This window comes from Micromonospora sp. NPDC004704 (assembly GCF_053601675.1).
This window is the reverse complement of sequence record NZ_JBSGCD010000001.1, coordinates 374,581-401,230: the sequence shown is the minus strand read 5'-3', so window position 1 is coordinate 401,230 and position 26,650 is coordinate 374,581. Positions and strand designations below refer to the sequence as shown.

20 protein-coding genes are annotated in these 26,650 nt (G+C 70.8%); 14 read left to right on the top strand and 6 right to left on the bottom strand.

From position 1 onward, the window contains the following. Nucleotides 1-198: 198 nt before the first annotated feature. The 9 genes from ACWEFB_RS01660 (at nt 199) to ACWEFB_RS01620 (ending at nt 10,832) form a co-directional block, all read left to right on the top strand. Nucleotides 199-969 (top strand): hypothetical protein, encoded by a 771-nt coding sequence (locus ACWEFB_RS01660; RefSeq protein WP_452281209.1) that lies wholly within the window; start codon nt 199-201, stop codon nt 967-969. 158 nt (nt 970-1,127) lie between these two features. Beyond that, a complete protein-coding gene (locus ACWEFB_RS01655) occupies nt 1,128-2,444 on the top strand; it encodes an O-antigen ligase family protein (RefSeq protein ID WP_452281207.1) in 1,317 nt (438 codons plus the stop codon). Beyond that, nucleotides 2,416-3,915 (top strand): oligosaccharide flippase family protein, encoded by a 1,500-nt coding sequence (locus ACWEFB_RS01650; protein WP_452281205.1) that lies wholly within the window; start codon nt 2,416-2,418, stop codon nt 3,913-3,915. The genes ACWEFB_RS01655 and ACWEFB_RS01650 overlap by 29 nt, the downstream gene beginning before the upstream one ends. Then, nucleotides 3,912-5,051, top strand: coding sequence for a polysaccharide pyruvyl transferase family protein (locus ACWEFB_RS01645; RefSeq protein WP_452281203.1), 1,140 nt, complete (start codon nt 3,912-3,914; stop codon nt 5,049-5,051). The genes ACWEFB_RS01650 and ACWEFB_RS01645 overlap by 4 nt, the downstream gene beginning before the upstream one ends. Next, complete coding sequence (locus ACWEFB_RS01640) at nt 5,051-6,214, top strand: glycosyltransferase family 4 protein (protein ID WP_452281201.1); 1,164 nt, start codon at nt 5,051-5,053, stop codon at nt 6,212-6,214. The genes ACWEFB_RS01645 and ACWEFB_RS01640 overlap by 1 nt, the downstream gene beginning before the upstream one ends. After that, a complete protein-coding gene (locus ACWEFB_RS01635) occupies nt 6,211-7,041 on the top strand; it encodes a glycosyltransferase (protein ID WP_452281199.1) in 831 nt (276 codons plus the stop codon). The genes ACWEFB_RS01640 and ACWEFB_RS01635 overlap by 4 nt, the downstream gene beginning before the upstream one ends. Beyond that, the gene (locus tag ACWEFB_RS01630; RefSeq protein ID WP_452281197.1) at nt 7,038-8,234 is read left to right on the top strand and encodes a glycosyltransferase; all 1,197 of its coding nucleotides are present in this window, start codon (nt 7,038-7,040) and stop codon (nt 8,232-8,234) included. The genes ACWEFB_RS01635 and ACWEFB_RS01630 overlap by 4 nt, the downstream gene beginning before the upstream one ends. A 74-nt stretch (nt 8,235-8,308) precedes the next feature. Further along, nucleotides 8,309-9,577, top strand: a complete 1,269-nt coding sequence (locus ACWEFB_RS01625) for a DUF1800 domain-containing protein (protein WP_452281195.1) — start codon at nt 8,309-8,311, stop codon at nt 9,575-9,577. Between the two features lies 1 nt (nt 9,578). Next, nucleotides 9,579-10,832: a DUF1501 domain-containing protein gene (locus ACWEFB_RS01620; protein ID WP_326558388.1), complete on the top strand. Its 1,254-nt coding sequence runs from the start codon at nt 9,579-9,581 to the stop codon at nt 10,830-10,832. A gap of 35 nt (nt 10,833-10,867) precedes the next feature. On the opposite strand, the gene ACWEFB_RS01615 is transcribed toward ACWEFB_RS01620, so the two are convergent. Next, the gene (locus ACWEFB_RS01615; protein WP_326558389.1) at nt 10,868-12,547 is read right to left on the bottom strand and encodes a right-handed parallel beta-helix repeat-containing protein; all 1,680 of its coding nucleotides are present in this window, start codon (nt 12,545-12,547) and stop codon (nt 10,868-10,870) included. A 287-nt stretch (nt 12,548-12,834) separates the two neighbouring features. On the opposite strand from ACWEFB_RS01615, the gene ACWEFB_RS01610 reads away from it, so the two are divergent. Then, nucleotides 12,835-14,145, top strand: coding sequence for a type VII secretion protein EccE (locus ACWEFB_RS01610; RefSeq protein ID WP_452281192.1), 1,311 nt, complete (start codon nt 12,835-12,837; stop codon nt 14,143-14,145). After that, nucleotides 14,142-15,575 (top strand): hypothetical protein, encoded by a 1,434-nt coding sequence (locus ACWEFB_RS01605; protein ID WP_452281190.1) that lies wholly within the window; start codon nt 14,142-14,144, stop codon nt 15,573-15,575. The genes ACWEFB_RS01610 and ACWEFB_RS01605 overlap by 4 nt, the downstream gene beginning before the upstream one ends. A gap of 74 nt (nt 15,576-15,649) precedes the next feature. Here the strand turns inward: ACWEFB_RS01605 and eccCa are convergent, their stop codons facing one another. Continuing rightward, nucleotides 15,650-19,621, bottom strand: coding sequence for a type VII secretion protein EccCa (gene eccCa / locus ACWEFB_RS01600; RefSeq protein ID WP_452281188.1), 3,972 nt, complete (start codon nt 19,619-19,621; stop codon nt 15,650-15,652). 159 nt (nt 19,622-19,780) lie between these two features. Here eccCa and eccD point away from each other — a divergent pair, with 159 nt between their 5' ends. Together eccD and eccB are read left to right on the top strand one after the other, a co-directional pair. After that, nucleotides 19,781-21,187 carry a type VII secretion integral membrane protein EccD gene (eccD, locus tag ACWEFB_RS01595; RefSeq protein WP_452281186.1) on the top strand — a complete coding sequence of 469 codons (1,407 nt, stop codon included), beginning with the start codon at nt 19,781-19,783 and terminating at the stop codon, nt 21,185-21,187. Between the two features lie 7 nt (nt 21,188-21,194). Next, nucleotides 21,195-22,598 (top strand): type VII secretion protein EccB, encoded by a 1,404-nt coding sequence (eccB, locus tag ACWEFB_RS01590; RefSeq protein ID WP_452281184.1) that lies wholly within the window; start codon nt 21,195-21,197, stop codon nt 22,596-22,598. Nucleotides 22,599-22,683: 85 nt separating this feature from the next. Here eccB and ACWEFB_RS01585 read toward each other — a convergent pair whose 3' ends face one another. Further along, nucleotides 22,684-23,928, bottom strand: a complete 1,245-nt coding sequence (locus tag ACWEFB_RS01585; RefSeq protein ID WP_452281182.1) for a S8 family serine peptidase — start codon at nt 23,926-23,928, stop codon at nt 22,684-22,686. 24 nt (nt 23,929-23,952) lie between these two features. Further along, the gene (locus tag ACWEFB_RS01580; protein ID WP_452281180.1) at nt 23,953-24,504 is read right to left on the bottom strand and encodes a hypothetical protein; all 552 of its coding nucleotides are present in this window, start codon (nt 24,502-24,504) and stop codon (nt 23,953-23,955) included. A 151-nt stretch (nt 24,505-24,655) separates the two neighbouring features. Between ACWEFB_RS01580 and ACWEFB_RS01575 the strand changes: the two genes are divergently transcribed. Then, nucleotides 24,656-25,159 carry a hypothetical protein gene (locus tag ACWEFB_RS01575; RefSeq protein WP_452281178.1) on the top strand — a complete coding sequence of 168 codons (504 nt, stop codon included), beginning with the start codon at nt 24,656-24,658 and terminating at the stop codon, nt 25,157-25,159. On the opposite strand, the gene ACWEFB_RS01570 is transcribed toward ACWEFB_RS01575, so the two are convergent. Then, the gene (locus ACWEFB_RS01570; RefSeq protein WP_452281176.1) at nt 25,131-25,901 is read right to left on the bottom strand and encodes a hypothetical protein; all 771 of its coding nucleotides are present in this window, start codon (nt 25,899-25,901) and stop codon (nt 25,131-25,133) included. The genes ACWEFB_RS01575 and ACWEFB_RS01570 overlap by 29 nt on opposite strands. Then, nucleotides 25,898-26,620 carry a hypothetical protein gene (locus ACWEFB_RS01565; protein WP_452281174.1) on the bottom strand — a complete coding sequence of 241 codons (723 nt, stop codon included), beginning with the start codon at nt 26,618-26,620 and terminating at the stop codon, nt 25,898-25,900. Before ACWEFB_RS01565 ends, ACWEFB_RS01570 begins: the two co-directional genes overlap by 4 nt. Nucleotides 26,621-26,650: the final 30 nt, after the last annotated feature.

Here is a 26,650-nt window from a genome sequence, read left to right as displayed (position 1 = left end):
GGACCACCACAGCCAACGTCCGCACAGCCGTACCCGGTGTCAGGACCACCACAGCCAACGTCCGCACAGCCGTACCCGGTGTCAGGACCACCACAGCCGACATCCGGGCAGCCATATCCGGTGTCAGGACCACCACAGCCGACGTCCGGACAGCCGTACCCGGTCTCGGGACCGCCGCAGCCGACGTCGCCCGGGCCCATGCCACCGGCCGGCCCGCTGCCGCCGGCCGGTCCCTATTCCTACGGGCCCGTTCACGCGGACGGGCGCCGCATCGCGGCGTCCGACGCTCCCCCGCCGACGCGTCGCCGCAACTTCCGGCTGCTCGCGATCGTCGCCGTCACCGTCGCCGTCCTTGCCGGCACCTTCATCGCCGTGCAGACCTGGCCAGAAAGCAAAGCACCGGTCAGCCAGCCGACCAGTGCTCCCCCATCGACGCCGGTGCTGGCATCACCGCCCATTCGGCCGGGTCTGGAACCACCGAGACCGGGAAACTGGCCTGCGGGATGGCCGCAGTTCGACCAGACGAGCCGGGTCCAGACGCTCAAGCTCGACGGGCTCGGCTTCGACCTGACCGTGCCGTCGACCTGGGACTGCGTCCCGGACAGCAGCGCTCAGGGATTCGTCAGGTACAACTGCGGCACCACCCACGTCGATGGCGGACAGATCGGCGGCGAGCTGATCGTGCGCGACTGCCCCAAGCCCTGCGACGAGGCACGTCGGACCACGATGCGTCAGGCCGAGGAGGCGTGGGGCCAGCAGTGGCGCTACGGCGGCGAATACACCACGCTGGCCGAGACACTGAATCTCAACAACGAGCAGCGTTACGGCCTCGCCGTGATCGGCTACTGGCGAAGCGCGCCGGGTGGGACCGTCGACCGGCAGCTCGTACTTCGGATGGCCGCGCCGAAGGACTGGGTGGACGAGGTGCGCCGGGTAGCAAACGGTGTACGGACGGCTGCGGCCATCTAAACCCGACTGATCGCCGCACAGCCGACCGTGAATGCCTATGATGGGCGCCGCCCCCGCCACCGCTCCGGTGTGGTGCGACGGCGTCCCCAACCGTAACCGTCGTCAGCCGTCCCGGACCAACATCCGGTCAGCCCCTGATCCAACGCATGGAGTCCGTGATGTCGAACGACACGGTGGCCGACCCGGTCGACACCGGGCGTCCTCAAAGGTCCCGGCTCGCGGCAGGCCGGGCTCTGCTCGCCCTGGTGCTGTCCGACCCGAGGCAGAACGTCACCACCGCCCTGCTGGTGGTCACGCTCGGCCTGGTGCCGGTCGCGCTGCTTCCGGCCGAGAGCCCGATCTACTCCGGAATCGCGAACGCGACGCCGACCGTGTACACCTTCACGCTCACGATCGCCCTGTCCTGCCTGCTGATGGCCCTGCTTGCAGGCCGCTCTCTGCGTACCGGGCTGCTGCCCTGGGCACCCTTCCTACTCTGGCTGCTCACGCTCACTCTCACCACCTGGGACTGGTCGCCTCGGACCGGGTCCGGGCTGCTGCACCTGTGCCTGGGGGCGGTCGTGTTCGCCATCGGCGTCGCAGCCCAACGCCAGGACCGGGGCGGATCCGCACTGCCCTGGGTGTTCGCGGGCGTCGCCTGGATCCAGCTCGGCGCGATCCTGGCGGCCATCCTCGGCTTTCCCCTCCGGGAGGTCACCGGAGCCCAGGCACTGGACGTGCTCGGTCGTGCGACCGGACTGACCAGCCACCCGGGCGAACTGTCGAAGCTGCTCTTCTTCTGCGGGCTCTGTGTGCTCACGCTGCCCCAACGAACCGCCCGGGAACGGTGGGCGGTGTGGCTCACGCTGGGTGCCGTACTCATCGGGGTCTCCCTCACCCAGAGCCGCTCCGTTCTCGTCGCCATCATGGCGATGATCCTCATCTCCGTACTCCTGGAACTCGCCGCCGGAAAGTGGCAGCGGAAGCACTTCGTGATCATCGGGATCACCCTCGCCCTCGGCCTGGCGTCACTGCCATGGCTGATCGACCGCTTCATGGCGGACCCGACCGGCGGAGCCCGGCCACAGATCACCCAGGTTGCCCTGTCGACCATCCGGGATCACCCATGGGCGGGCGTCGGTCCCAACGGGTACGTCGCCGTGGTCGGCGCCACCGACCGGCTCACCGAGACCGGCGTACCGGTGCACAACATCTTCCTGTTGAGTACCGCCGAACTCGGCATCCTGGGCGCTCTTCTGCTCTGGCTGCCGTTCGCGGCGGTGGCCGTCCGGGCGATCCGGCACGTCCGGCGCAGCCGGGGATCGGAGCAGACCGCCCGTGTCCTCGTCAGCGCGCTCCCCGGCATCGTGCTCATGGGCATGACCGGCTGGGGCCTGCTCCAGGGTCCCTACTTCCTGACCTTCGCACTGGTCATGGGGTATTTCGGTGCCCGCATCGGTGACCCGCATGCCAACGGTGCCGATGGCCGCGGCTGAGGTCGACGCGCCGCAGCGGCGGCGTACATCCCTGACGGTGGCCTCCGGTCTGCTCGGCGTCTCCACCATCGCCAGCCGGTTGACCACCCTGGTGGCAATGGCGCTGCTGGCCAGGGGCGCCGGCACCGAGGCGGTGGGCTACTACGGACTCGCGACCCTGATCGCCTCGTTCACCGCCGCCGTGCTCTCCGTCGGGCTCCCGACGTACCTGACCCGGGACTTCGCGGCCGGACTGGTCTCGGCGCCGCAGGTCGCCCGGATCCACTGCGGTCGACTCGTCACCCTGCTACTGGCCGCCGCCGTGGCCTATCCCGTCGCCGGCGGCCTCCTGCCCGGCCTGATCCAGCTCGGCTTCTTCCTCTTCTTTGCCGCCAGCCTCCTGGAACAGTGGAACGAAACGGCCTGGGTCCTGGTCCGCGGCACCCGTTCCGCCTGGCTGGAACCACTCACGAACTCCGCCACCGGCGTGCTGCTCATCGTCGCCTGCTCGGCCGAGACGTGGTTGGGCGACGGCCTCGCATTCAACGAGGCGGCCGGCTACTTCGTCGCGGCCGCCGTGCTCCGGTCCGCGATGGCGTTCATCGTCGTCGGTATGTGGCGCAAGGTCCGGTCGCCCGGCCGGGTCGACCCGATGACCCAACTCCGGCGGTCGCTGCCCTACTTCGCATCCGACCTGCTCGGTCTTCTCTACTTCCGCGGTGACGTGTTCATCCTGGCGATGTTCGTCGCAGCGAGCGAGGTCGGCGAGTACGTCTCAGCGGCGGCCATCATCGGCCCCGCTGTGCAGGTCGCAGCATCGATGGGGCTCGGCGCGGTCGCGTACGCGGCGCCGCGCCTGCTGTCCGATCGTTCGCCGTCGGACGACCCGGTCGCCATCTTCCGGTTCTTCCGGATCTCCGGGCAGACCGCAGCCGGCCTGATCTGCCTTGCCCTGCCGATCGGGGTGGTGGTGCTGTTCGGCGGGGACGGTGACGACATCCTCGCGCTCGCGACGATCCTCACCCTGTTCCTGGCGCTACGGTTCGCCAACTTCGGGCTCTCCGCCATGCTGCTCGCGCACGGTCGGGCCACCAGTCGCCTGCTGGTGCTGGTGGTGAGCCTCGGCGGCAACGTCGTGCTGAACCTCGCCCTGGACGGCAGGTACGGCGCACACGGTGCGGCCTGGGCGACGGTGTTGACCGAGTTGATCGTGGCGGGATCGCTGCTCTGGTTCCTCCGGATCCGGGCCCTGGTACGGCCAGTCCTGGTCTCGGCCGCCGGTGTGGCGGTTGCCGCGGCGGCGCTGATCGGCACCCGGGCCGCGGTGGAGCCGGCGCTGGCCACGATGGTCCCCGGCGGCTTCCTGCTGGCCCTGGCCGCGCTGGGGCTTCTCCGTCAGCGACGGGCCGCCCGACGGACAGTGGATCCGGCCGGCGTGGAGAACGACGAACAGCACACCGCGGACCCGCAACGAAGGGCGACAGCCAGGTGAGAATTGGAATCGCGGGATGGTTCGGCTCCGACAACCTCGGCGACGAGATTCTCCTGCACACGCTCGTATCCTGTGTGTGTTCGGTGGACGAGAGCGCGTCGTTCGTGGTCTTCTCCCCCAACCCGGACCGGGTAGCCGCACTGCACCGCGTCGACGCCGAAAAGATGCCGACGCTGCGCGCCCGTGGTGCCGTGGGACGCCAGGGCACGGCCCAGCGGGCGATCCGGGACTGCGACATTCTCTTCCTCGGCCCGGGGACGGTGTTCCAGGAGCGGTCGCCCAACCTGCCGTGGCCAGGCACTCTGCCGCTGTTCGCCCGGATCGTGGGAATGGCCCGGCTGGCCCGCACGCCGGTGGCCCCGGTCGGGGTGGGCGTCCGGGAGGGAGGCACGCCAGCCGGCCGGCGGTTGCTGCGGGTGATCGGTGCCGCGTCCGTGGCGATAGGCGTACGTGACCAGCGCAGCGGATCCTACTTCGGCGCCAGGGCGCAGGTGATCGGTGACGTGGCCTACGCGCTGCCGATACCCGACACGCAGCCAGCGGCAGCCGTTGAGGAGGCGGCCGGTTCCGCGCGACCCACCTTCGCGCTGTCGATGCGGCCGCTCGCCCCGGACACCGAGACCGGGCTGCTGCTGTCCATCGGCGGCTGCCTGGATCGGCTCCACGCCGACGGCTGGACCGGCGACTTCCTACCGATGGCGTTCGGCCAGGACGCCCAGGGAGAGGACGACCGGGACATCTACCACCGCGCCTTCGACAACGTACTCGGCCTGGCCGGCAACCCGCTGAACGACCGGGACGGGACCACGCTCGCCGGGGCGCTCGACGGGTGGCTGACCGCGCTCGCCGGATACCGGCTCGTCATCGGCACCCGGCTGCACGCCGCGGTGATGGCCGTGGCGCTCGGGGTGCCCACGGTGGCGATCGCGTACGAACGGAAGGTGCACGACGCGTTCGTCGATCTCGGGCTCGGGCGGTTCGTGGTCGGGCCGGACGTCGATGCCGAAACCCTGCACCGAACGGCGACGGCGGCCGCCGGGGCACCCGCCGAGTTCCGGGAGGCGGCCGGCCGGGTCGCACGCCAGGGCAGGATCGCACGGGAGTTCGTCACCGCCACCCTGAAAGGGCTGGGTTGATGCGGGTCCTGCTGCTGACCCCGTACGCACCGGACCTGAGCCAGCCGCACGCGGCGGCGGACACGATCGCGAGGCTGGTCCCCCGACTGGCCGAGAAGACCGATCTTTTCGTGTACTCACCGCAGCACCGGTCTGCGACAGCAGCGGCGTCGGCCGGGGAACGCAACTACACGCTGGTGGAGTCGACGGTCCAGGCCGGACCGGGTCGGCTGGACCGATTCGGTCGGCGGCCGGGTTGGCTGCGGCAGGCCTGGCCGCTGCGGGCGACCCAGGAGGCCGTGGAGCTGATCGGCCGGCTGCGGCCCGACGTCGTGCATGCGGAGTACCTGCAGAGCGCGGAGGCGCTCGCCGACCGGCGGAACTCGGTACTCGGACTGCACGACATCACCGAGAACGTGATGCGGGAGTCCTACCGGGCCGCCGCTGGCGGGGTCGAACGCGCGTACCGGCTGGCGGAGCTGCGTCGTACCAGCCTGTTCGAACGCGCGGCGATTCGCCGCGCCGGCGCGGTCCTGACCCTCGCCGACGCCGACTTCGCGGTCGCGTCCCGGTACAACCCGAACGTGGTCCTCGCCCGTCCCGGTGTCGATCTCGGCTCGGTGTGCTGGGCGCCGCCGACGGACCTCCGGCGGCCGCGGCTGGTCTTCGCGGGGGCGATGTGGCGACGGGCGAACGTGCTCGTGGCGCAGCACCTGGCACGGGAGGTGATGCCGATCGTCTGGCAGACCCTGCCCGCCGCCGAGCTCAGGATCGTCGGGGCGCAGCCGCCACCGGACGTGCTCGCCCTCGCCGACCGGGACAGCCGGTTCGTCGTCACCGGCACCGTGCCGGACCTCCGCACGGAAATGTTGGCCGCGCACGCGGTTGTCGTGCCGTCGATCGTCGGCGGCGGGGTGTTGATGAAGGTGGTGCACGCGATGGCCCTGGGCTGCCCGGTGATCACGTCACCCGGACCGGCGGCGTCGGTCCGGGGGGACGCGACCAACCTGTTCGTCGCCTCTACCCCCGAGCAGATCGCCGCCGCCGTCGCCACAGCCGTCGGATCACCGGACGAGGCGGTGGCGCGCGGGCACCGGGCGCGGGCGCACATCGCCCGGCTCTTCAAGTGGGACGACACGGTTCTCCGCTACCTGGACGCGTACGAGATCGCGAGCGCCCGATGAGGGTCGCCGCGATTGTCGTCGCGTACAACTCGGCCCGTGAGCTGCCGGAAAGCCTCGGTTGCCTGGCGGCGCTCCCGCTCGCACGGATCGTCGTGGCGGACAACTCGTCCACGGACGACAGCGCGGAGGTCGCCGCGCGGTACACTCCGCACGTCCTGGCGATGCCGAACGCGGGGTTCGGCGCGTCGATCAACGTCGCCGCCGGGACCGCGCCGGATGTCGACGCGTACTTTCTGCTCAATCCGGACTGCCGTCTGTCCGGGCCGGACTTCGCGGCCCTGGTCGACGCGCTCGGCGACAACCCACGGCTGGGCGCGGTCGCGCCGCTGATGCGTTATCCGAACGGGCGGTACGGCATCTCCTCCGGACCGGAGCCGAGCATCGCCAAGGAGTGGCTCGCGGCGCTGCGGGCCGACCACCTGGTGCCCGGCCGGCTCAAGAGTTTCCTGGCCCGCTCGGCACTGCTCCGGTCGAAGGTGCCGATGCTCGGCTACCTGGCCGTCGGGCCGACACCGGAAACCCGCCCCGCCGCCTGGGTGTCGGGATTCTGCATGCTCGTACGGGCCGAGGCGTTCCGGGACGTCGGAGGCTTCGACCCCGACTTCTTCCTCTACTTCGAGGATGTCGACATCTGCCGGCGCCTGCGCGGGCGCGGTTGGCAGGTCGCCTCGGTCGGGACGAGCGTCGCCGACCACAAGGAGAGCACCAGCACGGCCGCGGTCGGTAAACGACGACTGTACCGGTCGGGCATGAACGTCTATTTTTCCAAGCACGGCACATGGCGCCAGCGGTTGCTTGCGCGAGCCCTGGGGAGGCTTCCAATATGAAGATCCTGTTCGTGGCGCCCTGGGTGCCGTCGCAACTGCGACCGCGTAGCCTCGCCCTGCTGCAGATGCTCGCGGCGGACCACGAGGTGCGCTTCCTGTCCCTGGTGCACGACGAGGCGGAGGCCCGGCTCGCGGACGACCTACCGGTCCTCGATCGAACCCTCGTCCCCAACCCCCGGCAGGGTGCCATTGGCCGGAGCCTGCACGCCCTGGCCACCGGGCGGTCGCTGCAACACGGATATGCGAGCCCGCGAGCCCTGACCGTCGCACTCGAGGAGATCATCGCCGACTGGCGGCCCGACGTGGTCCACCTCAACGTCTTCCGGACCGTCCACCTTGTCGAGGCGTGTGGCCGTACGCCGGTCATCGTCGACCTGGACGAGTTCCGCAGCGAATACTACGAACAACTCGCCTCCCACGGCCCGAACATCCCCTGGCGGACGCTCGGCCTGGTGGAGTCCCGGCGAATGCGGGCCCGCGAGGACGACCTGGTGCGGATGGGCGTACCGATGATGCTCTCGGCCCCACCGGAGTACGGGGAGCAGCGGCCCAACACCTACCTCGTCCGCAGTCCGTACGACTATCCGGCTGACGTGTCACCGTCGGGAACCGCGGCCCAGCCTGCGTCGGCGAGCGACGCGCGGAAGGCGCCGGTCGTGCTGTTCGTCGGGCGGCTCAGCTACGAGGCCAACGTGTCCGGCCTGCTGTGGTTCGTGCACGAGTGCTGGGACGGTATCCGGCAGCAGGTCCCGGACGCCCGACTCAGGATCGTCGGTTCGGAGCCGCCCCGAGTGGTGCGCTCACTGGTCGGGGACGGGATCGAGCTCTACCCGGACGCCCCCGAGATCGAGCCGCACTACGCGGCGGCCTCGGTGGCGATCGCGCCGATCTTCCGGGGAACCGGGGTCCAGATGAAACTGATCCAGTCCCTGGCGGCGGGTGTGCCGACGGTCACGACCGTAACGGTGGCCGACCGGGCCGGAGTACGCGACGGCGTGCACGTCCGGGTCGCGGACGACCGGCAGGGCTGGGTGGACGCGACGACCAGCCTGCTGAACCGGGAGCCCGGTACGGAACAGTTGGCCGCCGAGGGTCGGGAGTGGGCGGTGGCGCACCACAGTTGGGCGGCCGTACGGCGGCAGCTCGACGTCGCGTACGCCGCGGTGGCGGGCGAGCGGTTCACCAGACGCTGAGTCACGTCGGTGGCCGGCTCCGCCCACCACGACCGCCTCGGTGGCGGCGCCGGCCGTCGCATATATTGGCAGCCATGCCCGACGACGTCGCGTTGCTGCTGCGACGGGCCGGTTTCGGTCCGTCGGCGGCGGAACTGGATGCGGCGCGCAAGGCCGGTTACCAGGCCACTGTCAACGCGCTGACGTCGCCGACCGGACCGGACCTCGGTGCGACCAGTGCGCCGATTCCCGACCTGGGCCCGGACCCGTACGCCAACCTGACCGACCCGACGTCGGCGCAGCGGGTCACCGCCGACGAGCGACGCCGGCAGCAGACGCTGGCGATCACACAGTGGTGGCTGGACCGGCTCGCCGTCGCCGATCACCAGGCGACAGAGAAGCTGATTTTCTTCTGGCACGGCCACTGGGCCACGTCCGTCAAGAAGGTCATCCGTGCCCAGTTGATGCTGACGCAGCACCGGACGCTGCGCACCTCGCTCGACTTCTCACTGATGGCGCACCGGATGGTGACCGACCCGGCGCTGATCTACTGGCTTGACGGCCAGCTCAACACGAGGTCGGCGCCGAACGAGAACCTCGGTCGCGAGCTGATGGAGCTCTTCACCCTCGGCATCGGGAACTACAGCGAGCGGGACGTGAAGGAGGCCGGCCGTGCGCTGACCGGCTGGAAAATCGACTACGACGCCGCCCGGACGTACTTCAACCCGCCGTCGCACGACGCCGGAGAGAAGACCATCCTCGGCGTCGCCAGGAACTTCGACGCGCACTCCCTGGTGGACTTCCTGCTGTCGCACCCGCAGTGCCGCCGCTTCGTCGCCGCCCGGCTCTGGCACCGGTACGCCTCCTCGACCGAGCCGATTCCGGGCCCGACGCAGGACCGCATGGCCGCAGCCTTCCCCGACTCGGTGGCCATGCTCCGGACACTCCTGACGGACGAGGCCTTCCCCGGCACCCGTGGCAACCTGGTGAAGCAGCCGGTGGAGTGGCTCGTCGGTGCGACCCGCCAACTGGGGCTGCGACCGGGGAGCCTCCCGCCGGCGGTTATGGAGCAGGTCATCTACGGGATGGAGCGACTGGGCCAGGTGCCGTTCGCACCGCCGAGCGTCGCCGGCTGGCCCGCCGGATCGTCCTGGCTGACAGCCGGTGCCGCGCACGTACGGCTCAGCCTCGCCGGCAAACTCACCCAGTTGGTCGAGGTCGGACCGATCACCGTGGAGGGGTTGGCGCAGCTGCTCGCCATCGACACCTGGACCAACCGGACCTACTCCGCACTGACGGAGACGTCCGACCCGCGCCACCTGCTGACCCTCGGGTTGGCCAGCCCGGAGTACCTGGTGACCTGACATGGACCCGGTGACTCGACGAAAATTCCTGCTCGCCTCCGGAGTGGTCGGCGCGGGCGCGATCGCCGCCGGCGCGACCGGTCTCGGCCTCGCGGAACTGCTCGCCACGGCCCCGGACGCCGCCCCGCAGGACGACGCCGCCGGCACACTGGTCATGGTCACGCTGTACGGCGGCAACGACGGCCTGAACACGGTCGTCCCGTACGCGGACCCGGCGTACCACTCGCTGCGACCCGAGCTGGCGTATCCGGCGGACAAGGTACTCCACCTCGACGACGCGCTGGGGCTCAATCCCATGCTGGCGGGGCTGCGTGGACTCTGGGACGAGAGGCGGCTCGCCGTCGTCCTCGGCGTCGGCTACCCGAACCCGGACCGCAGCCACTTCCAGTCGATGGACATCTGGCAGACCGCCGCCCCGGCCGGACCGGTCGAGACCGGTTGGATCGGTCGCTGGCTGGACAGCGTGAACGCCGCGCCGGAGACCGCCGTCAGCTTCGAATCCGTACTCCCGCCCCTGCTCGTCGGCAAGACCCGGGCGGGCTCGTGTGTGAGCACCGGCGGGCTGCGGCTGCCGGCCGGGATCACTCCCGAGATGGTCGCCGCGCTGGGGCGCGGTGCGCCGGGCGAGTCCGTGGCGCAGGCGCGGGTCGCCGGCGCGTACGCCGATCTGCTCAAGATCGATCAACTGACCCGGGAGGCCGAGCGGGCGGCGAACACGGCTGGCGCTGATCCCGGACCGGGCGTCACCGCCACCGGCACCGGTGGCGACAACTCGCTCGACGCGCAGCTCTCCCTGGTCGCCACGTGCGTCGAGGCCCGGGTACCCACCCGGGTCTACTCGGTCAGTCTCGGCGGTTTCGACACACACGCAGAGGAACGGGCCGGGCACGAGAGGCTGCTGCGCCAACTCGACGCCGCGCTCACCACGTTCGTGACCCGGATGTCGAGGACCGAGGCTGGCCAGCGGGTGACGGTGGTGGTCTACAGCGAGTTCGGGCGTCGGGTCCGGGCGAACGCCTCCGACGGCACCGACCACGGCACCGCCGGTCCGGTCTTCGTACTGGGCCCACGGGTGGCGGGCGGGTTCTACGGTGAGCAGCCGCCGCTGACCGACCTCGACGACGGCGACCTCAAGGCGACCGTCGACTTCCGGGACGTCTTCGGTACGGTCATCGCCTCGGTGCTGCGAGCTGATCCGGGCCGCTACCTCGACCACTACGAGGCACGCCCCCTCCCGCTGTTACCGGCCGAGTAGGGCCCCGGCCGGGGTCCGTTCCGCACCGCGGCGCGCTACCTGGTCGCCACCAGGAGGTCGTCCAGGACCAGCGTGCGCAGGTCGTCGCGGGACGGCATCCGACCGAGCGCCCGCAACCGCCCCGACTGGGCCTTTCGCATGCCCTCCAGCAGTTTGCGTGCCTCCCGGGCGTTGCCGAAGTTGCGATCGCGTTCAATCTGCCCGAACCACTCCAGCAGGGCGTCGCTGAGCCCCGGCCCCAGCACGTAGTCGTCGTTGCGGGTGATCCGGTTGACGATCAGCACCAGCTCGTCGGGATCGTAGTTCTCGAACTCCAGAGTCTTGGCGAACCGGGAGCCGAGGCCGGCGTTGGCGTTCAGGAAGTCCCGCATCTCGTCGGTGTAGCCGGCCACGATGACCGCGACCTCGTCGCGGCGGTCCTCCATCAACTTCACGATCGTGTCGATGGCCTCCTGGCCGAAGTCCGCGCTCGCACCCGCGGACCGGGAGAGGGTGTACGCCTCGTCGATGAAGAGCACCCCACCGAGCGCCTCCTCGAACACCGAGGTCGTCTTCTCCGCGGTGTGTCCGATGTACTGACCCACCAGGTCACGCCGGGAGACCTCTCTGAACTGGCCGTTCGGCAGCACCCCGAGCGCCTTCAGCAGTTGCCCGTAGAGCCGGGCAATAGTGGTCTTGCCGGTCCCGGGAGCGCCGGTGAAGACCAGGTGGTGGCTTGCCGCGCCGACCGCCAGCCCGGCGCTGCGCCGCCATTCGTTCACCTGGATCTCGTCGATCAGGGCGCGAACCTCACCCTTGACGCCGGCCAGCCCGATCATCGAGTCGAGTTCGGCGAGGAGCTTGTCGACCTCCGCGGTGTCCTGCTGGGTAGCGCCCTCGATCGCCCCGATCCCGACCTTCGGCCGGTGCAGGCCATCGTCGACCGGCCGGATCGTCGGCGTGGCGCCCTCCTCGACCTGGATGCCGGGGGCCGCGGTGTTCTCCACCCGGGTGCCCTCGACCACGCCCCCGCAGCCCCGGTCGAACCTGATTCCGACGCCCTGTGTGTCGTGCACCCAACTGTCCATGATGCTGGGTGAACTCTGGTGCGCCACCGAGATACCGACATCCCCTGCCCCGGAGATGTCGCACCGCTCGATCGTCGGCCGACCGGCCTGGTAGACGTAGACGCCGCGGAAGCCGCAGCCGGCCACGGTCGAGTTACGGATCGTCGGGTTCGCTCCCAGTCGGACGATGATTGCGTCGTCGGCGATGTCCCGGATCTCGCACTTGTCGAGAACCCCGCCGGCATCCTCGATCACGAAGCCGTACTGGCCGCCGGAGACCTTCACGTCGGTGGCCGTCAGATCGACGCCGTCGCCGGCGCTGACGGCGGCCGCGTAGCCGGCACTGACCTCGCACCTCTCCACCGTCAGCCGGCCGCCCGACGCCCGCACCGTCGGATAGTCGGCGGACTTCAGGACCAGGCCGCGCAGGGTCACCTCGCCGCCCTGACAGTCGACCGCAGATCCGTCGGCGCCGGTGGCGTCGATGGTCACCGAGCCGGTCTCCTTCGCCACCACCAGACTCAGCCGCCGTCCGGCCAGCCGCACGCTTTCCGGATAGACGCCCGGTTCGATGGAGATCACCGTGCCGTCGGTCGCGACCTCGAGGGCGTCCTGGATGGTCGGATAGGCCCCCGATCGCTGTGACGAAACGGTCAGTATCCGGGCCATGGCTCCCCTACACCTCGATCAGGGTGGACGTGCTGGTCCTGGCCTGCCGGCCTCCCCGTCCGCCTCGATGGATCGTACCGACCCGAGCGTCGATTCCCGCAACGGGCTGTGGTCCCGGGGCCCTGGCGGGATCACGTGCACCGGCACGCGCCGGGGGCGACGTGGTAGGAACATCCACACCGGGCACCGGTACGGGACCAACGGCGGGGATGGCGGCACGCACGTCGATCCTATGATGGTGGGACGCCCTACGCGGGCGGCGAACCAGTCAGGGGGAGCTGAATCGCATGAGCGCGTCGCCGCAGACCCAGCCGCCGGGCACCCGCGAGCCGCGGGCCGGATCTCCGCAACGGACGGCTACCGGCGCCCCGGTCGGCGGCGGCACACCATCGAGCCCGGACACGCCGGAGCGATCCGAACCGGCTTACCTGCTGCCCCGCCGTCGTCCCGGCCGGCTGGGGCCCCTCCACGTCTCCCAGCTTCTGATCGCCGAGGCGGTGGTCATCGCGATCCTCGCCGCGTTCACCGGCGGCGTGCTGCCGGCGGTCGTGATTGGGGTGGTCGGGGCAGGACTGCTCCTGCTGGCGCTGGGTCGCGATCGCGGCCGGTGGTGGCTGGAGAAGCGGCTGATGATGTGGCGGTACCGGCGTCGGCAGCGGGACACCGGCGGCGTACCGGCGGCCGACGATCCCCGCCTGGCGGCGCTGCGCGTACTGGCACCGGGGCTGACCGTGGAGAACGTGACGGTGGCCGGCGGCACCCCGGTCGGTGTCGCCCGTGACGACGCGGGTTGGTACGCGGTAGCCGAGGTCACTCCGAAGGCGCCGGCACGCGGTGAGCCGGGTGGCCTTCCGGTGGAGTTGCTCGTGTCGGCCCTCGCCGATACCGAACAGCCTGGCGCGGTGCTGCAGGTGGTGACCCAGACGGTGCCCGCACCCACCGTCGCCCTGTCTCCCGCGTCGAAGGCCCGCCAGTCGTACCAGGAGCTGCTGGGTCGCTTCGGCGACGTACCGGCGAACCAGGAGACCTGGATCGCCGTCCGGTTGGACGCACGCGCGGTGGCCGAGGCCGGCGCGTCCGGCGACTCCGAACTCGACGCCGCTCCCGCCGTGGTGGCCACGCTCGTGCACCGGGTTGCCAAGTCACTGCGGTGGGTCGGCATCCCGCATCGACTACTCGACGCCGAGGAACTGCTGGTTCTGCTCACACACTCCTGCGACCTCGAGCCCGGGCACAGCGCGGAGCCGGTGCAGCCGCGCGAGGACTGGGCGCAGTGGCACTCGTCGCGGCTGGCCCACCGATCGTTCTGGATTCGTGGCTGGCCCGCTCTGGGGGAGGCGTCCGCGCTGCTCACCCAGGTGTCCACCGCCGCGGCGGCGATGACCAGCGTGTCCCTGATCCTGGCGCCGGACGACAACGCCCGTACGGTGGACCTCAGAGCGCTGATCCGGATCGCGGCGCCCGCCAACGAACTCGCATCGGTCTGCCAGGCACTCATCCGAGGCGCGGAGAGGGCGGGCGCCGACCTCTTCCCACTTGACGGCGAACAAGGACCGGCGGTGTACGCGTCGGCACCGACGGGAGGTGGTGCCCGATGACCAGGCCGGGAGACGACGAGGCCGCGCGGGAGACCCCGGTGCAGGCGCCCCCGCCACGAGCCACCGGCCGGGCCGTTGTCGGACCGCCGAGGGCGCGCCCGCCGGCAACCGACCCGCCGGCCGGGGACGAGGCCGCGCCGTCCCGCCCCTTACCACCGCCCCCACCGCTCTCGCAGGTCGCCGCGGTCGCCGGCGGCACGGTCATCGGCCGGCCCGGCAGCCAGTCGGGGGCGTGGCCGGCAATCCCCCCACCGTCACCGGAAGCCGCCCCGCCGTCGAACCCGACGACATATCCCCGCCAGCCGGCGCCGCCGACGGCATGGGCGCAGCCGACCCAGCCGGCGGCTCCGGCGCAGTGGGCACCACCGCCGCCTCCGGCGCCGAGCCAGGTCCAGGCGGCAGCCCAGGGACAGGCTGCTGCCCAGGCTTGGCGCCCGGCGGAAGCCATCCCCGAACCGCCGTCGAACCCGTGGGCACCGGCCCAGGCGGTGCCCACACCACAGGCCGGGCCGGTGGCGTCAGCACCGCCCGAAAGTACGGCCCCACCGGCGGTCACCGCTCTCCCCGGCGGCACCACCCTGGCCCGCGCCGACAGCCAGGCGGCCGCAGCCGCCGATACGTCCAGCAGGGCCACGGGCGCCCAGCTGTCGGCGCACGGGATTGCCATCCCCGACGCCGGCCACTCTGGTCCTCCGGACCTTGACGATGACCGCCGGCCCCCGGACCACCGTCGACGGGCCACGCTGTCCGGTCGGTTGACCCGACTGCGCATCGGTTCCCACACGGCGTCCCGCGCCGCGCTCACCCAACTGAGGATCACCGCTGCCGGCTCCGGGATGATCCTTGGCGCCGACCGGCAGCAACTGCCGGTCTCGGTGCGGATGTTCCGGCCCGATCCGACTCGGGTCGCCCTGGTCGGCGGGGTTTGGGCCGGACAGCTCGTCACCTTCCGGGCGCTTGCGCTCGGTGCCCGGGTGGCCGTGGTGACCACCGACCCGTACGCCTGGCACGGCTTCGGGGAGCGGGCGACCGGGCACGGCGACCGGGTCGCTGTGCTCAACGCCGAGCAGCCGCTGGCACTGACCGGATCCGCGCACCAACCCATCCTGGTCATCTACGACCTGGGCTTCGCCGGGGGCGCCGCGCCGCCACCGCTCGGCCCGTGGCAGACGCAGCTCACCGTCCTGCGCCAGCTCGGTCAATCCGGCGTGCCCTCCATCCAGGAGTGCGACCTGGTGATCCTGCAGCGGCTGTCGAGTGTCGAGGCGCCGCTGGCTGCCGAGGCGCTACGGCTGCCCCGTTCCAGCGCCCAGTTCCTTCAGGTGATGGCCGACGACATGATCGCGTTGGTCGGCGGCGGAACCGAGCGCTACGTCTGGTTCGCGCAGACCGAGGTCGAGCGGGAGCAGGCGGGTGGCCCTCGCCGCTGATCCGCCCTGCGGGTGGTGTCGTTGCCGGGCAGGCGGTGCGGCCCCTCCACCATGGCCACCGTCCAGCCGCCTGGTCAGTGCGCCGGTGGCGACCAGGCGAGCTGGACCAGGCGCGCGCCGTGCCGTCGGGTGAAGAGCCAGGCGCGGCCGGGCGGAAGGAACTGCGGCTTGACGTTGCCGAACAGCGCGCCTTCCTCCCGTGGTCCGGACATCATCAGGCCCGGCGAGGCCAGCTCCCGGATCCGGCCGATCACCGGATCGAACATGGCCCGGGAGGCGCCGCCTATCCGCCGGGTTATCACCACGTGCAGGCCGATGTCCCGGGCCTGGGGCAGGAATTCCAGCAGTGGCGCCAACGGGTTGACCGTCCCGCTGGCCACCAGGTCGTAGTCGTCGACCAGCAGGAAGAGGTCGGGGCCCTTCCACCAGCTACGGTTGCGAAGCTGCTCCGGCGTGACATCGGGCCCGGGTAGCCGCTCCCGCATCACGGTCGTGACCTGCTTGATGAGGTCGGTCGTCGACTGCTGGGCGGTGCCGAAGCCGATCAAATGCGCGCTGTCGACGCAGCCGAGCAGACTCCGGCGGTAGTCGACCAGGATCATCCGGGCCTGGCTCGGCTCGTAGCTGGTCGTGATCATCTTCGCCAGGCTGCGCAGGAACGAGCTCTTGCCACTCTCGATGTCGCCGAAGAGCAGGGCGTGCGGTTCGGCGTCGAAGTCGAGGTGGACCGGTTGCAGGTCGGCCTCGGCTATACCGATGGGCAGCTGACCGGCCCGCGGGGCGGGCAGCGCCGCGTACGGAAGCTCGGCGGGCAGCAGACGGACCGATGGCGCCCGGCCCCCGGTCCACTGTGCCTGGGCGAGCTTGACGAACTCGGCCACGGCGTCGGCCAGGTCGTCCACCCGAGGCTCGGCATCCAGTTGGGGCAGCCCGGCCAGGAAGTGGAAACCGTCCGGGGTGAGGCCACGTCCCGGCGTACGCTCCGGCACGTTGACCGCCGCCCGCCGGTTGATCACCGAATCGCTCGGCTCCCCGAGTCGCAGCTCGATCTTCGTCCCGAACATGTCCCGGACCGCCGCCCGCACGTCCATCCACCGGTTCGTGGCGGCCAGGATGTGTACGCCGTAGCCCAGTCCCCGGCTGGCCAGTTCGTTGATGATGGGTTCCAGGTCGTCGAACTCGGCACGCAGGGTCGCCCAGCCGTCCACGACCAGAAAGATGTCGCCGAAACGGTCGTCGCCGAACCGGCCCTGCCGCTTGGCGCGCCGGTAGGCGGCGATCCCCTCCACGCCGTGCGTGGCGAACAACGCCTCCCGCTCCTGCATGAGGCCGTACATCTCGGCGATCGTCCGGCGGACCTTGTCCACGTCGCGCCGGTTGGCCACGCCGCCGACATGAGGCAGACCCGCCATCGCGGTCAGCCCGCCGCCGCCGAAGTCGAGACCGTAGAACTGGACCTCCCGTGGCGTGTGCCGCAGGACCAGGCTGCCGATCAGCGTACGCAGGAAGGTGCTCTTGCCGGTCTGGGGCCCGCCGACCACGATCACGTTGCCGGCACTGCCGGACATGTCGAGCCACATCGGCTCGCGGAGCTGCTCGAACGGTTTGTCGATGATCCCGACCAGGCCGTGCACCGCGCGCTCCGGGTCCAGCGACTGGGTGGTCAGCCCGCGCTCCGGCGAGTGTACGACCGGCGCGAGCATCTGGCCGAGGGTCGGCGGTGCGTCCAGCGGGTCCAGCCAGACCGGGTGGGCTGGTGGACCCTGCCCCTCCATCCGCTGGACCAGCACGTCGAGCAGCGTGTCGCCGACCGCGGTGTCTTCGGGCTCCTCGGGGCTCGCTGCCGGCTCGCCGGGCTGGTCCGCGCGCGGCGGCGCCACGTAGTAGGTGGTGAAGTCGCGAACGGCATCGACCGGCCGACCGTCAACCGTCGCCCGGTAGCCGTCCTGACGGACCATGCCGGACACGTAGGCGGCCTTGAACCGGATCAGCCCCTCGGTGCCGGTGCGCAGGTAACCGTGACCGGGTGCGCGCGGCAGCTCGTAGGCGTCCGAGACACCGAGCACCGCCCGGCTGTCCATCGAGGAAAAGGTCCGCAACCCGACCCGGTACGACAGGTGGGTCTCGAGCCCGCGCAGCCGGCCCTCCTCCAACCGCTGGGAGGCGAGGAGCAGGTGGATGCCGAGTGACCGGCCGAGCCGGCCGATCTGGACGAACATGTCGATGAAGTCGGGCCGCGCGGTCAGCAGCTCGCTGAACTCGTCGACGATGACCAGCAGGCTCGGCAGCGGCGCCAGCGGTACGCCGGCGGCCCGAGCCCGCTCGTAGTCACGCTGGGACGCGTAGTTGCCGGCCTGCCGTAGCAGTTCCTGGCGGCGGACCAGCTCACCCTGCATCGCGCCGAGCATCCGGTCGACCAGGGAGAGTTCGTTGGCCAGGTTGGTGATCACCGCGCTGGTGTGCGGAAGCCGGTCCAGCGCCGTGAACGTCGCGCCACCCTTGAAGTCGACGAGCACGAAGTTGAGGATCTCGGAACTGTGCGTGACGGCGAGCGCCAGGACGAGTGTGCGCAGCAGTTCGCTCTTGCCGGAGCCGGTCGCGCCGACCAGTAGCCCGTGCGGGCCCATGCCGTCCTGCGCGGACTCTTTCAGATCGAGCTCGATGGGTCGCCCGTCCTGGCCCACCCCGATCGGCACCCGCAGCCGGTCACGGTTGGGTCGGCCGGCCCAGGCGCGGGTCAGGTCGAGGTCGTGCGGCGGGCCGAGTTCGAGCAGCTCGGCGAGGCCGAGGTCAATGGTCACCGGAGACGACTGGTCCGCGTACGAGGTGGCGGAGAGCCGCAGCGGCGCCAGCTCGCGGGCCAGCACCTCGGCCTCGGCCGGGGCCAGGGCGTCCGCGACTCCGACCTCGGTGGCGCCGTCCATGGTCGTGCCGGAGATCCTGCCGTCGTCGGCGAGGTCGAGTATGACGGAGGTGTCGTCGAGCAGCCGGGGCGGTGGATTGGACAGGTCGAGGATGGTCACCCCGGCCACCCCGCCGTCGGTCATCAGGTGGTCGGAACCGGCCGTCGACCCCCCGTCGATGACGGCCACGACGTGCGGCCCCCCGACGGTCTGCGCGACGGTCGGATCGAACCGGGGCCGGTTGGCCAGCACGTCGTCTAGCATCGCCTCCAGTGCGGCCACCGACGGTGCGAACAGCCGGATCGGACCGACGGCGTCGAGCTTGGCCGGGTGCTGCGCGTGCGGCAGCCACTTCGCCCACTCCCATTGCGACCGCTGGTCGTTCGCGACGCACAGGCCGATCAGCAGGTCGTCGGGGGCGTGGAAGGTGGCCACCTGGGCCAGCAGTGCGCGCGCCAGGTCGCGGGTGGGCCCCTGCGGGCCACGCAGGTACACGTGCGAGAAATCCCGCAACGCGATGGCCACCGGGAGGTCGGGCACCACCGCGTAGGTGGCGACGAACTTCCGCAGCGCCACGGCACAGAGTGGTTCCAGTTCGTCGACCGGCCGGGTCTGCGGCGGGATCAGCGGGGTGGCGACCTCCTGCGAACCGAGCCCGATCCGTACGACGCTGAAGTCGGCGTCGGCACGTCGGCGCTCCCAGAGCCGGCCCCCGGTCGCGGTGGACCACAACGCCGCCGGCTCGGGGTGCCGATAGTGGATCGCCTCGCGCTGCTGGCGAATGGTGACCCGCAGTTGGGACCGCAGTTGTGCCAGCCGACGCATGTACTGCCGGCGGGCCTCGATCATTTCCTTTTTGCCCGGCCCGGACTGATTCATCATCATCATCCCCATCATGCCGAGGATGGAGATGCCGAACATTCCGCCGGCCACATAGGTCAGTGGCCCGCCACCGCCCCGCTGACCGGCCATCATCAGGCCCATCGCCGCCCCGCCCGCCACCATCGGCAGGATCGTCAGCATGCGGGTCCAGCCCTTGCCCGCCGGTGGCGGCACCTCCGGCGGCGGGTCGAGTACGACCTCGCCCGACGGCAGCGCCGGCGCGACCCGGCGCGGTAGGCGTTTGACAATGACCGACGTCACCGTTCGACCTCCCCGTTCGACCGGACCCGGCGGGCCAATCCTATAGACAGTGGAGCTTCGTCGCGGATCGCCCCGTGGAGCGCAACGAGATGCGAACGGGCCGGAACCGACATGCTAGGTTGGGCGCTGCTATCGCATGGGGGCGGGGAGGTGACCAGCATGGCGGTCCCCGGGAGCCTGAGTCTGGCCAGGGTCACGGTCGCGGCGCCGAAGCGACGGATGGATGTCGCGTTGCCCGACAATCTCATCGTCGCCGAACTGCTTCCGCACCTGCTGCGGCACGCTGGCGACGATCTCGGAGACACCGGCGAGCGACACGGTGGGTGGGTGCTGCGCCGCGCCACCGGTGCGGTGCTCGAGCCGAATCGCAACCTATCGGTGCAGGGCGTTCGTGACGGCGAACTGCTGCACCTCGCGCCACGCCGCGACGACTGGCCGGAGTTGGCCTACGACGACGTGGTCGAGGTGATCGCCGGCGGTGCCCGACGGGCCGGCCGGTCCTGGGGCAACGAGGCGACCCGCCGCTGTGGACTGGTGGTCACCGCCGCCGTACTCGGTCTGGGCCTGATCGTGCTGCTCTCCGCCGGACCAGCGTGGCCGCTGCCCACCGCCGCCGCGCTCGGCCTGGCCGCCGTGCTGGCGGTGCTCGGCGTCCTGCTGTCCCGGGCGTTCGGGGACGCGTCGGTGGGCGCCGTGGTCGCCGCCTCCGGCCTGCCGTACGCCTTTGTCGGCGGTGCCCTGCTCGCCGCGCCCGGTGACGTGGCGCTGACCGACCTCGGTGCGTCCAGTCTGTTGCTCGGATCCGCGCTGCTGCTGGTGTTCAGCGTCATCGGGTACACGGGCGTCGCCGCCGTCCAGCGACTCTTCATGGCCGGTCTCGCCGCGAGCCTGACCGGTCTGCTCGCCGCGCTGCTCTGCCTCGCCGGTGCCACACCGGTCGGTGCCGCGGCGGTGGCCCTGACCACCGTCATCGGCCTACTGCCCGGCTATCCGCTGATCGCGAGTTCCCTCGGCCGGCTGCCGGTGCCGGAACTACCGGACCGGCCGGAGGACATCCTGGAGGACCGTCCGGTGCCCCGGCGGTCCGATGTCTTCGCGGCCGTGGCGCGCGCCACGGAACTGCTCTCCGGCATGCTGCTCGCCGCCGCGGTGACCGGAGCCATCGCCATCGCGTTCCTGATCTTCGTCGACGGCACGCTCGCCGGTGAGCTGCTCTCGTTGGCCGCAGCAGCGGCGCTGCTGCTGCGGGCGCGGCTGTTCGCCATGCCCCAGCAGCGGGTTCCCCTGCTGACAAGCGGGGTCGCCAGTCTCGCGCTACTGCTGTTCGGGTACGTGTTCGGCGCCGACCAGGGCGGCCGACTGCTGTTGCTGATCCTGTTCGTCGTGGTGGCCGGCGTGGTGCTCGCCGCAGGGCTGGTCTACAGCCGGCGGAGCCCGTCGCCGTACATCGGCCGCACCGCCGACATCCTCGACGTCCTCGCCATCATGGCGTTGATCCCGCTGGCCTGCGCGGTACTGGGTGTCTTCGGCGCGATCCAGGGGCTCTTCGCGTCGATCGGCGGGTGAGGATCTGATGGCGACCCGACGGGACCAACTGCACTCGTACCAGTTCATGACCCAGCGGGTCATCTCCGCCTTCGTCATGCGCGAGACCGACCCGCAGCAGTCACCGCTGCGACGGGGTATCGGCGCGCTGTTCGGTGGGCTGATGGTCGCAATCCTGGTGGCGGCCGGGTTCGGCATCTACGGCCTGATCACCAAGGTCGGCGCCGATCGTTGGCAGGCCGACGGCGCGGTCGTCATCGAGAAGGAGACCGGGGCCAGCTTCGTCTACTTCGCGGGCACCCTGCACCCGACGCTGAACTACGCGTCGGCGGTGCTTGCCGCCGGTCGGCCCAACCCACCCGTGTTCCGGGTGGCGGCCAACTCGCTGAGCGCGGCGCCGCGTGGCACCACGGTCGGCATTGCCGGCGCCCCCAACTCGCTTCCCTCCGTCAAACGGCACGTCGGTCTGCCCTGGACGATGTGCGCCATTCCCGGCACGAACGAGGCAGGGAAGGGCGTCAGCGGGGTTGCGGTGGCGATCGCCACCGCGCCGCAAGGCGGCCAGACGCTGGCCGACGACGCGGTCCTGGTCCGGGACGCCCGACTGGGCTCCCAGTTCCTGATCTGGCACGGCCGTCGCCACCAGGTGCACGCTCCGGAAGCCCTGGTGCCCGCACTGTTCGGTGCGGCCACCCAGGTGCCCGTCGGTACCGCTTGGCTCAATGCCCTGCCGGCCGGCGGCGACATCCAACCCATCAATGTCGGCGGCCGGGGCGAGCCGTCACCGGCGATGCCGGGTCGTTCGATCGGCGACGTCCTGAGCACGGAGACCGGTTCGGGAAAGCAGTACCACCTCGTCTTCGGCGACGGGCTGGCTCCGATCACCGCCCTGCAGCGGGACATCCTGCGCGCCGCGTCGTCGGCCGAGGCGATCCCGGTGAGCGTCGCCGAGGCCAACGCGGCGCCCCGCAGCGGCCAACTGCAGGCGCCGGCCGGCGAGGTGCAGCCACCTGCGGCGACGCCGACGCTGACCCGGCCCGGCGGTAGTGACTCCCTCTGCGCTGTCACCACGGACGCTGCCACCCCGCCGACCCTTCGGGTGGGCGGCAACCTGCCCGGGATCGAAGCCGCGGTGCCCACCTCCGCGGTCTCGGCCGACGGCGTACCGTTCGCCGACCTGGTGCTCGTGCCAGCCGGCCGGGTCACCACCGTACGGGTGCTGGGCTCACCGACCGCCCAGGCCGGGCCGTACTACGTCATCACCGACCTGGGCATCAAGTACCCCGTGCCGCAGGCGGCGGTCCTGCCGATGCTCGGTTACCAGCCGGCCCAGGCCGTCGACGTGCCGGCGAGCCTGGTGAGCCGGATCCCGACCGGCCCGACTCTCGACCCGGCCGCCGCGCTTCAACCAGCAGCCGTCAACGGCAGTTAGTCGCTCGGCCACCCTGCCGCCCGCGTCGGTCAGCCCGCCCGGAGCACCGGGAACCGGGCGTCGGCCGGGACGAAGCGGTGGTGGGTCACCCAGCAGGGAAGAGCGGCACCGGCGGCCCCGGTTCCTCCGGCTCGGCCCGGCCGACCGGAGCGGCCGCCGAAGCGGAACGCCAGAGTCGCCGCCTCCCGCGCGGCAGCGCGACCGCGGTCACCAACACCGTCAGCACCACCAGCAACGCCACGACGCTGCCGGCAATCGCCAGGTTCCGGCTGCGTGCCAAGGCAGGGGACGTCTCCGTCGGCGGCCGGACCATAGCGGGCAACGGGACCGGGCCGGCCCCGGCCACGCGGTCGGTTACCGCGCCGTACGGATTCACGATGCCGTGGCCGTAGGCGGCGCCGCCGGCCGCCGGAATCGTGGTCGCCAGCAACTGCCCCACCACCTCATCCACCGTGGGGTTCCCGCGTCGGGCGTGCACGAGCGCGACCGAAGCGGCGACGAAGGCACAGGCCACCCCCGTTCCGTCCACCTGGATCATCCCGGCGCCACGTTGCAGTGTCGGGACGGCACCACCCGGTGCGACCAGGTCGACGAAAGTACCCTGCTGCGAGCCTCGCCAGCGTTCACCGGCCTGGTCGATCGCGCCCACCCCGACCACCCCCGGGTAGGCCGCGGGGTACGGGATGACGCTCGCCCCGTCCTCGTCGCCCCGGTCGCCGACCGCCGCCACGACGACGATCCCTCGCGCCACGGCGCGGGCCACCGCGCCCCGCAGCGACGGGCTGTCGGTGTAACTGACCGCGGAGACCGCCAACACGTCGGCCTCCCGGTTCGCCGCCGCGTCGATACCCCGCGCGAGTACGTCGGGTTCGGCGATTCCACGGCCGCCACCGCGGTCATCGAGGACGCGGATGGGCAGAATCCGTACCCCGGGCGCCAGCCCGACGAACCCGACCGACGGCGCCTGCCCCGCGGCAATCACGCCCGCGACCTGGGTGCCGGTGCCCACACAGTCATCGTTGGCGGAGCCGCCGCCGGCCACCGCGTCGAACCCTGCGGCGACCCGCCCCGCGAGCTGCGGGTGGCTGCCGTCGACGCCGGAGTCCAGGACCGCGACCGTCACGCCACCACCCTGGCTGAAAGACCAGGCGCGCTCCGGGCCGAGCATCTGCTGCGGCCACGGCATCGGGTTGATCGGCTGGCCGGGGTCCGCGCATTCCTGGGCGGACCGGACGGCGGCGTGCCCCGTCGCACCCGGACCCACCACACCGGCCAGCAGCGCACCCAGACAGGCCACGGCCATGGTCACCGTACGGACGGGCCGGCGCATGTGTGACTCCCTCCCCCGCACCGCTCAGTCGCGGAAACGTGCTTCCAACTCCTCCTGGAAGCCGTCCAGCCACCGTTCCAGGTATTCACGGGTGAACCGGTCGGGTTTCTGGTCGTACGCCGCACGGCCGTGCGACGTCCAGAACGCGGTCTCCGGCACGGCGTCGGCGCCGTCCGGGATGAACTTGAGAACCTCGGCCAAGGCGGCCACGCCCAGTGCGAAGGCGTGCTTGCGCTCCGCGTACGAACCGGTGTCCGGCGGCGCTCCACCTTCGTGGATGCCGGCGTCGGAGATCAGTCGCCACTCACCGGCGTCGAAGAGTTGTGAGGGCTCCGGGCCACCGAAGAAGACAAGATCGTCGGGACCGGGCGGCGTCGGCCGCGCCGGCAGCCGGAAGGCGAACTCGCGGCTCGCTTGGCACCGCCGGCAGACGCCGTAGTACCGACGCGAGGGAGCCCCTTCGTCCTGGCCGGGCGCGGTCCGCCAGTCGACGTCGGCGACCTGGCAACGCTCGCACGGGTGCAGGTCGAGGTACAGCTGCGCTTCGTCCTCGCTACGGGCGACCGGCAACGCCATGCGTACCTCCCCGTCGGCCCGACCGATGTCCGTTCGACAATGTAGCAGCGCCGTCCGATCCAAGAGGTACGGCGTCCACGCCGGACAGCACGCTGTTGGCGATTGGTGCTGCCCGGCTCACTGTGACCAACCAGCGAAGGCGAGAGGTGGCATGGAACTCCACCGCGACGATCGTGGTAGTCGCAAGCTGGCGCTGATCGCCATGGGATACGCGATGGTCGCCCTGCTCGTCGGCGGGCTCTTCGCCTTGGTCGGCGGGCGGCCCGGCTTCATCTCGGTGCTCGTCTGGGCATCGGGCGCGTTCATTTTCCTGGCGGGCATGGTGCTACTCCTCGCCCCGCTGCGCCGGTTCCAGATTGTCCTGACCGAGTCCGGACTGGTCGTCCACGCGGGTGGATGTGACTTCGAAGGTTCGTGGGACCAGGTGGACGCGATCAGCATCGAAGCGGTCGTGCTGCCCAACGGGACCCTGAACCAGCTCGTGCTCTGGGTACCCGACCGGGTGGCGATGCGACGCCGGCCGCGCTTTCCCAGTGGCGGTCGAAAGGGGTACGTCGTGGTCGAGCTGGGTGAGCTGGTGGAAACGCCGGAGCAGGTCATCGCCGCGTTGCAGCGGTACGCCGGGCCTAGGTTCCGTTCCCCGGCTCGGGCCTGACCCAGAGTCGTGCCGCACCCGCCAACGCAGCCCGGTGATACGGCGTCAACTCGTCCCCGGTCCAGAACGTCTCCACCTGCGGATTCGTCTCTCCGCGCCGGATGAGTGCGCGCTGTAACTCGTGGGTGATACGTGACGAACGTGTGTCCGGATCGACCTCTAGGAAATAGATTCGATGCCCGCCGACGGGCGGACCATCGGGCCCGAATCGCCAAGCCCGCCATAGGGCGATGACGTCTTGTCTTCCATAGACGTTGCCGAGAGCTACGTCGTCCTGCCGATCCGTCAGGTCGAGAGCGAGGTCGTCCAGGTGGGCCAGGTCAGCCGGCAGGTCGGAGAGGGCGAGTGGATCTCCACCGGTAAGGTCCAGACTGGGCGGGATACGCTCCCCCGCTGAGACCAGCACTTCCGGCGGAGCCGGATAGAAGCGGTGGTCGGTCGGGGGCGTGGGATCCTCCGAGATCCATACCAGATGCAGCCCTGCCGGAGGGTCCCCCTCGATTCCCAGCGCCACCAGCGTGTACCGAAGCAACTCCGCCTCGGCAGCCCGCAACGGCAAACCAAGCTCCAACATCGAACCCGAAACCGTATCCGGCAAATAATTCAAATCACCACCACCCAGCATGCGGCGGGTATGAGTCAACCACTCATCAGGCACCCGACCAGCAAACCGAAACAACAACCGATGCAAACCACCGAAGACGCGTCGAGTCGCATCGTCCAACTCGGACCATTCACTCATGCTGGGACCTGGGTTCCGTTCACCGGCTCAGGTCTGACCCAGAGTCGTGCCGCACCCGCCAAAGCAGCCCGGTGGTACGGCGTCAACTCGTCCCCGGTCCAGAACACCTCCACCTGCGGCGTCTCCTCCCCTTTCCATTTGAGCTCACGCTGCGCCTCGTGGGCGAGTTCCCACGCACTCACGCCAGGAGCAACCTCGGCGAGGTAAACCCGCTGACCGGCCCCCGGCGGGCCCTCGGCCCCGAATCGCCAGGCACGCCAGACAGACACGGCGCCGACGTGCCGCGAGATATTCCCTACCACCCTGTCGTCCCTGGAATCTGTAAGGTCGTCAGCAAGGTCGTCCAGGTGCGCCAGGTCAGCCGGCAAGGCGACGAGGTCTTCCGGATCTCCGCCGGTCAGATCCAGGCTCGCCGGTATACGCTCCCCCGCTGAGACCAGTACCTCGGGTGGAGCCGGATAAAAGCGGTGATCGGTGGGGGGTGTGAGTTCCTCCGTAATCCGCACCAGATGCAGCCCCGCCGGCTCCTCCTCGTCGATTCCGAGCGCCACCATCGTGTGACGCAGCAACTCCGCCTCGGCAGCCCGCAACGGCAAACCAAGCTCCAACATCGAACCCGAAATCGTATCCGGGAGATAGTTCACGTCGCCGCCGCCCAGCATGTCGCGGGTGTGGGTCAGCCACTCGTCGGGGACCCGACCAGCAAACCGGAACAGCAACCGATGCAACCCTCCGAAGACCGTCCGAAC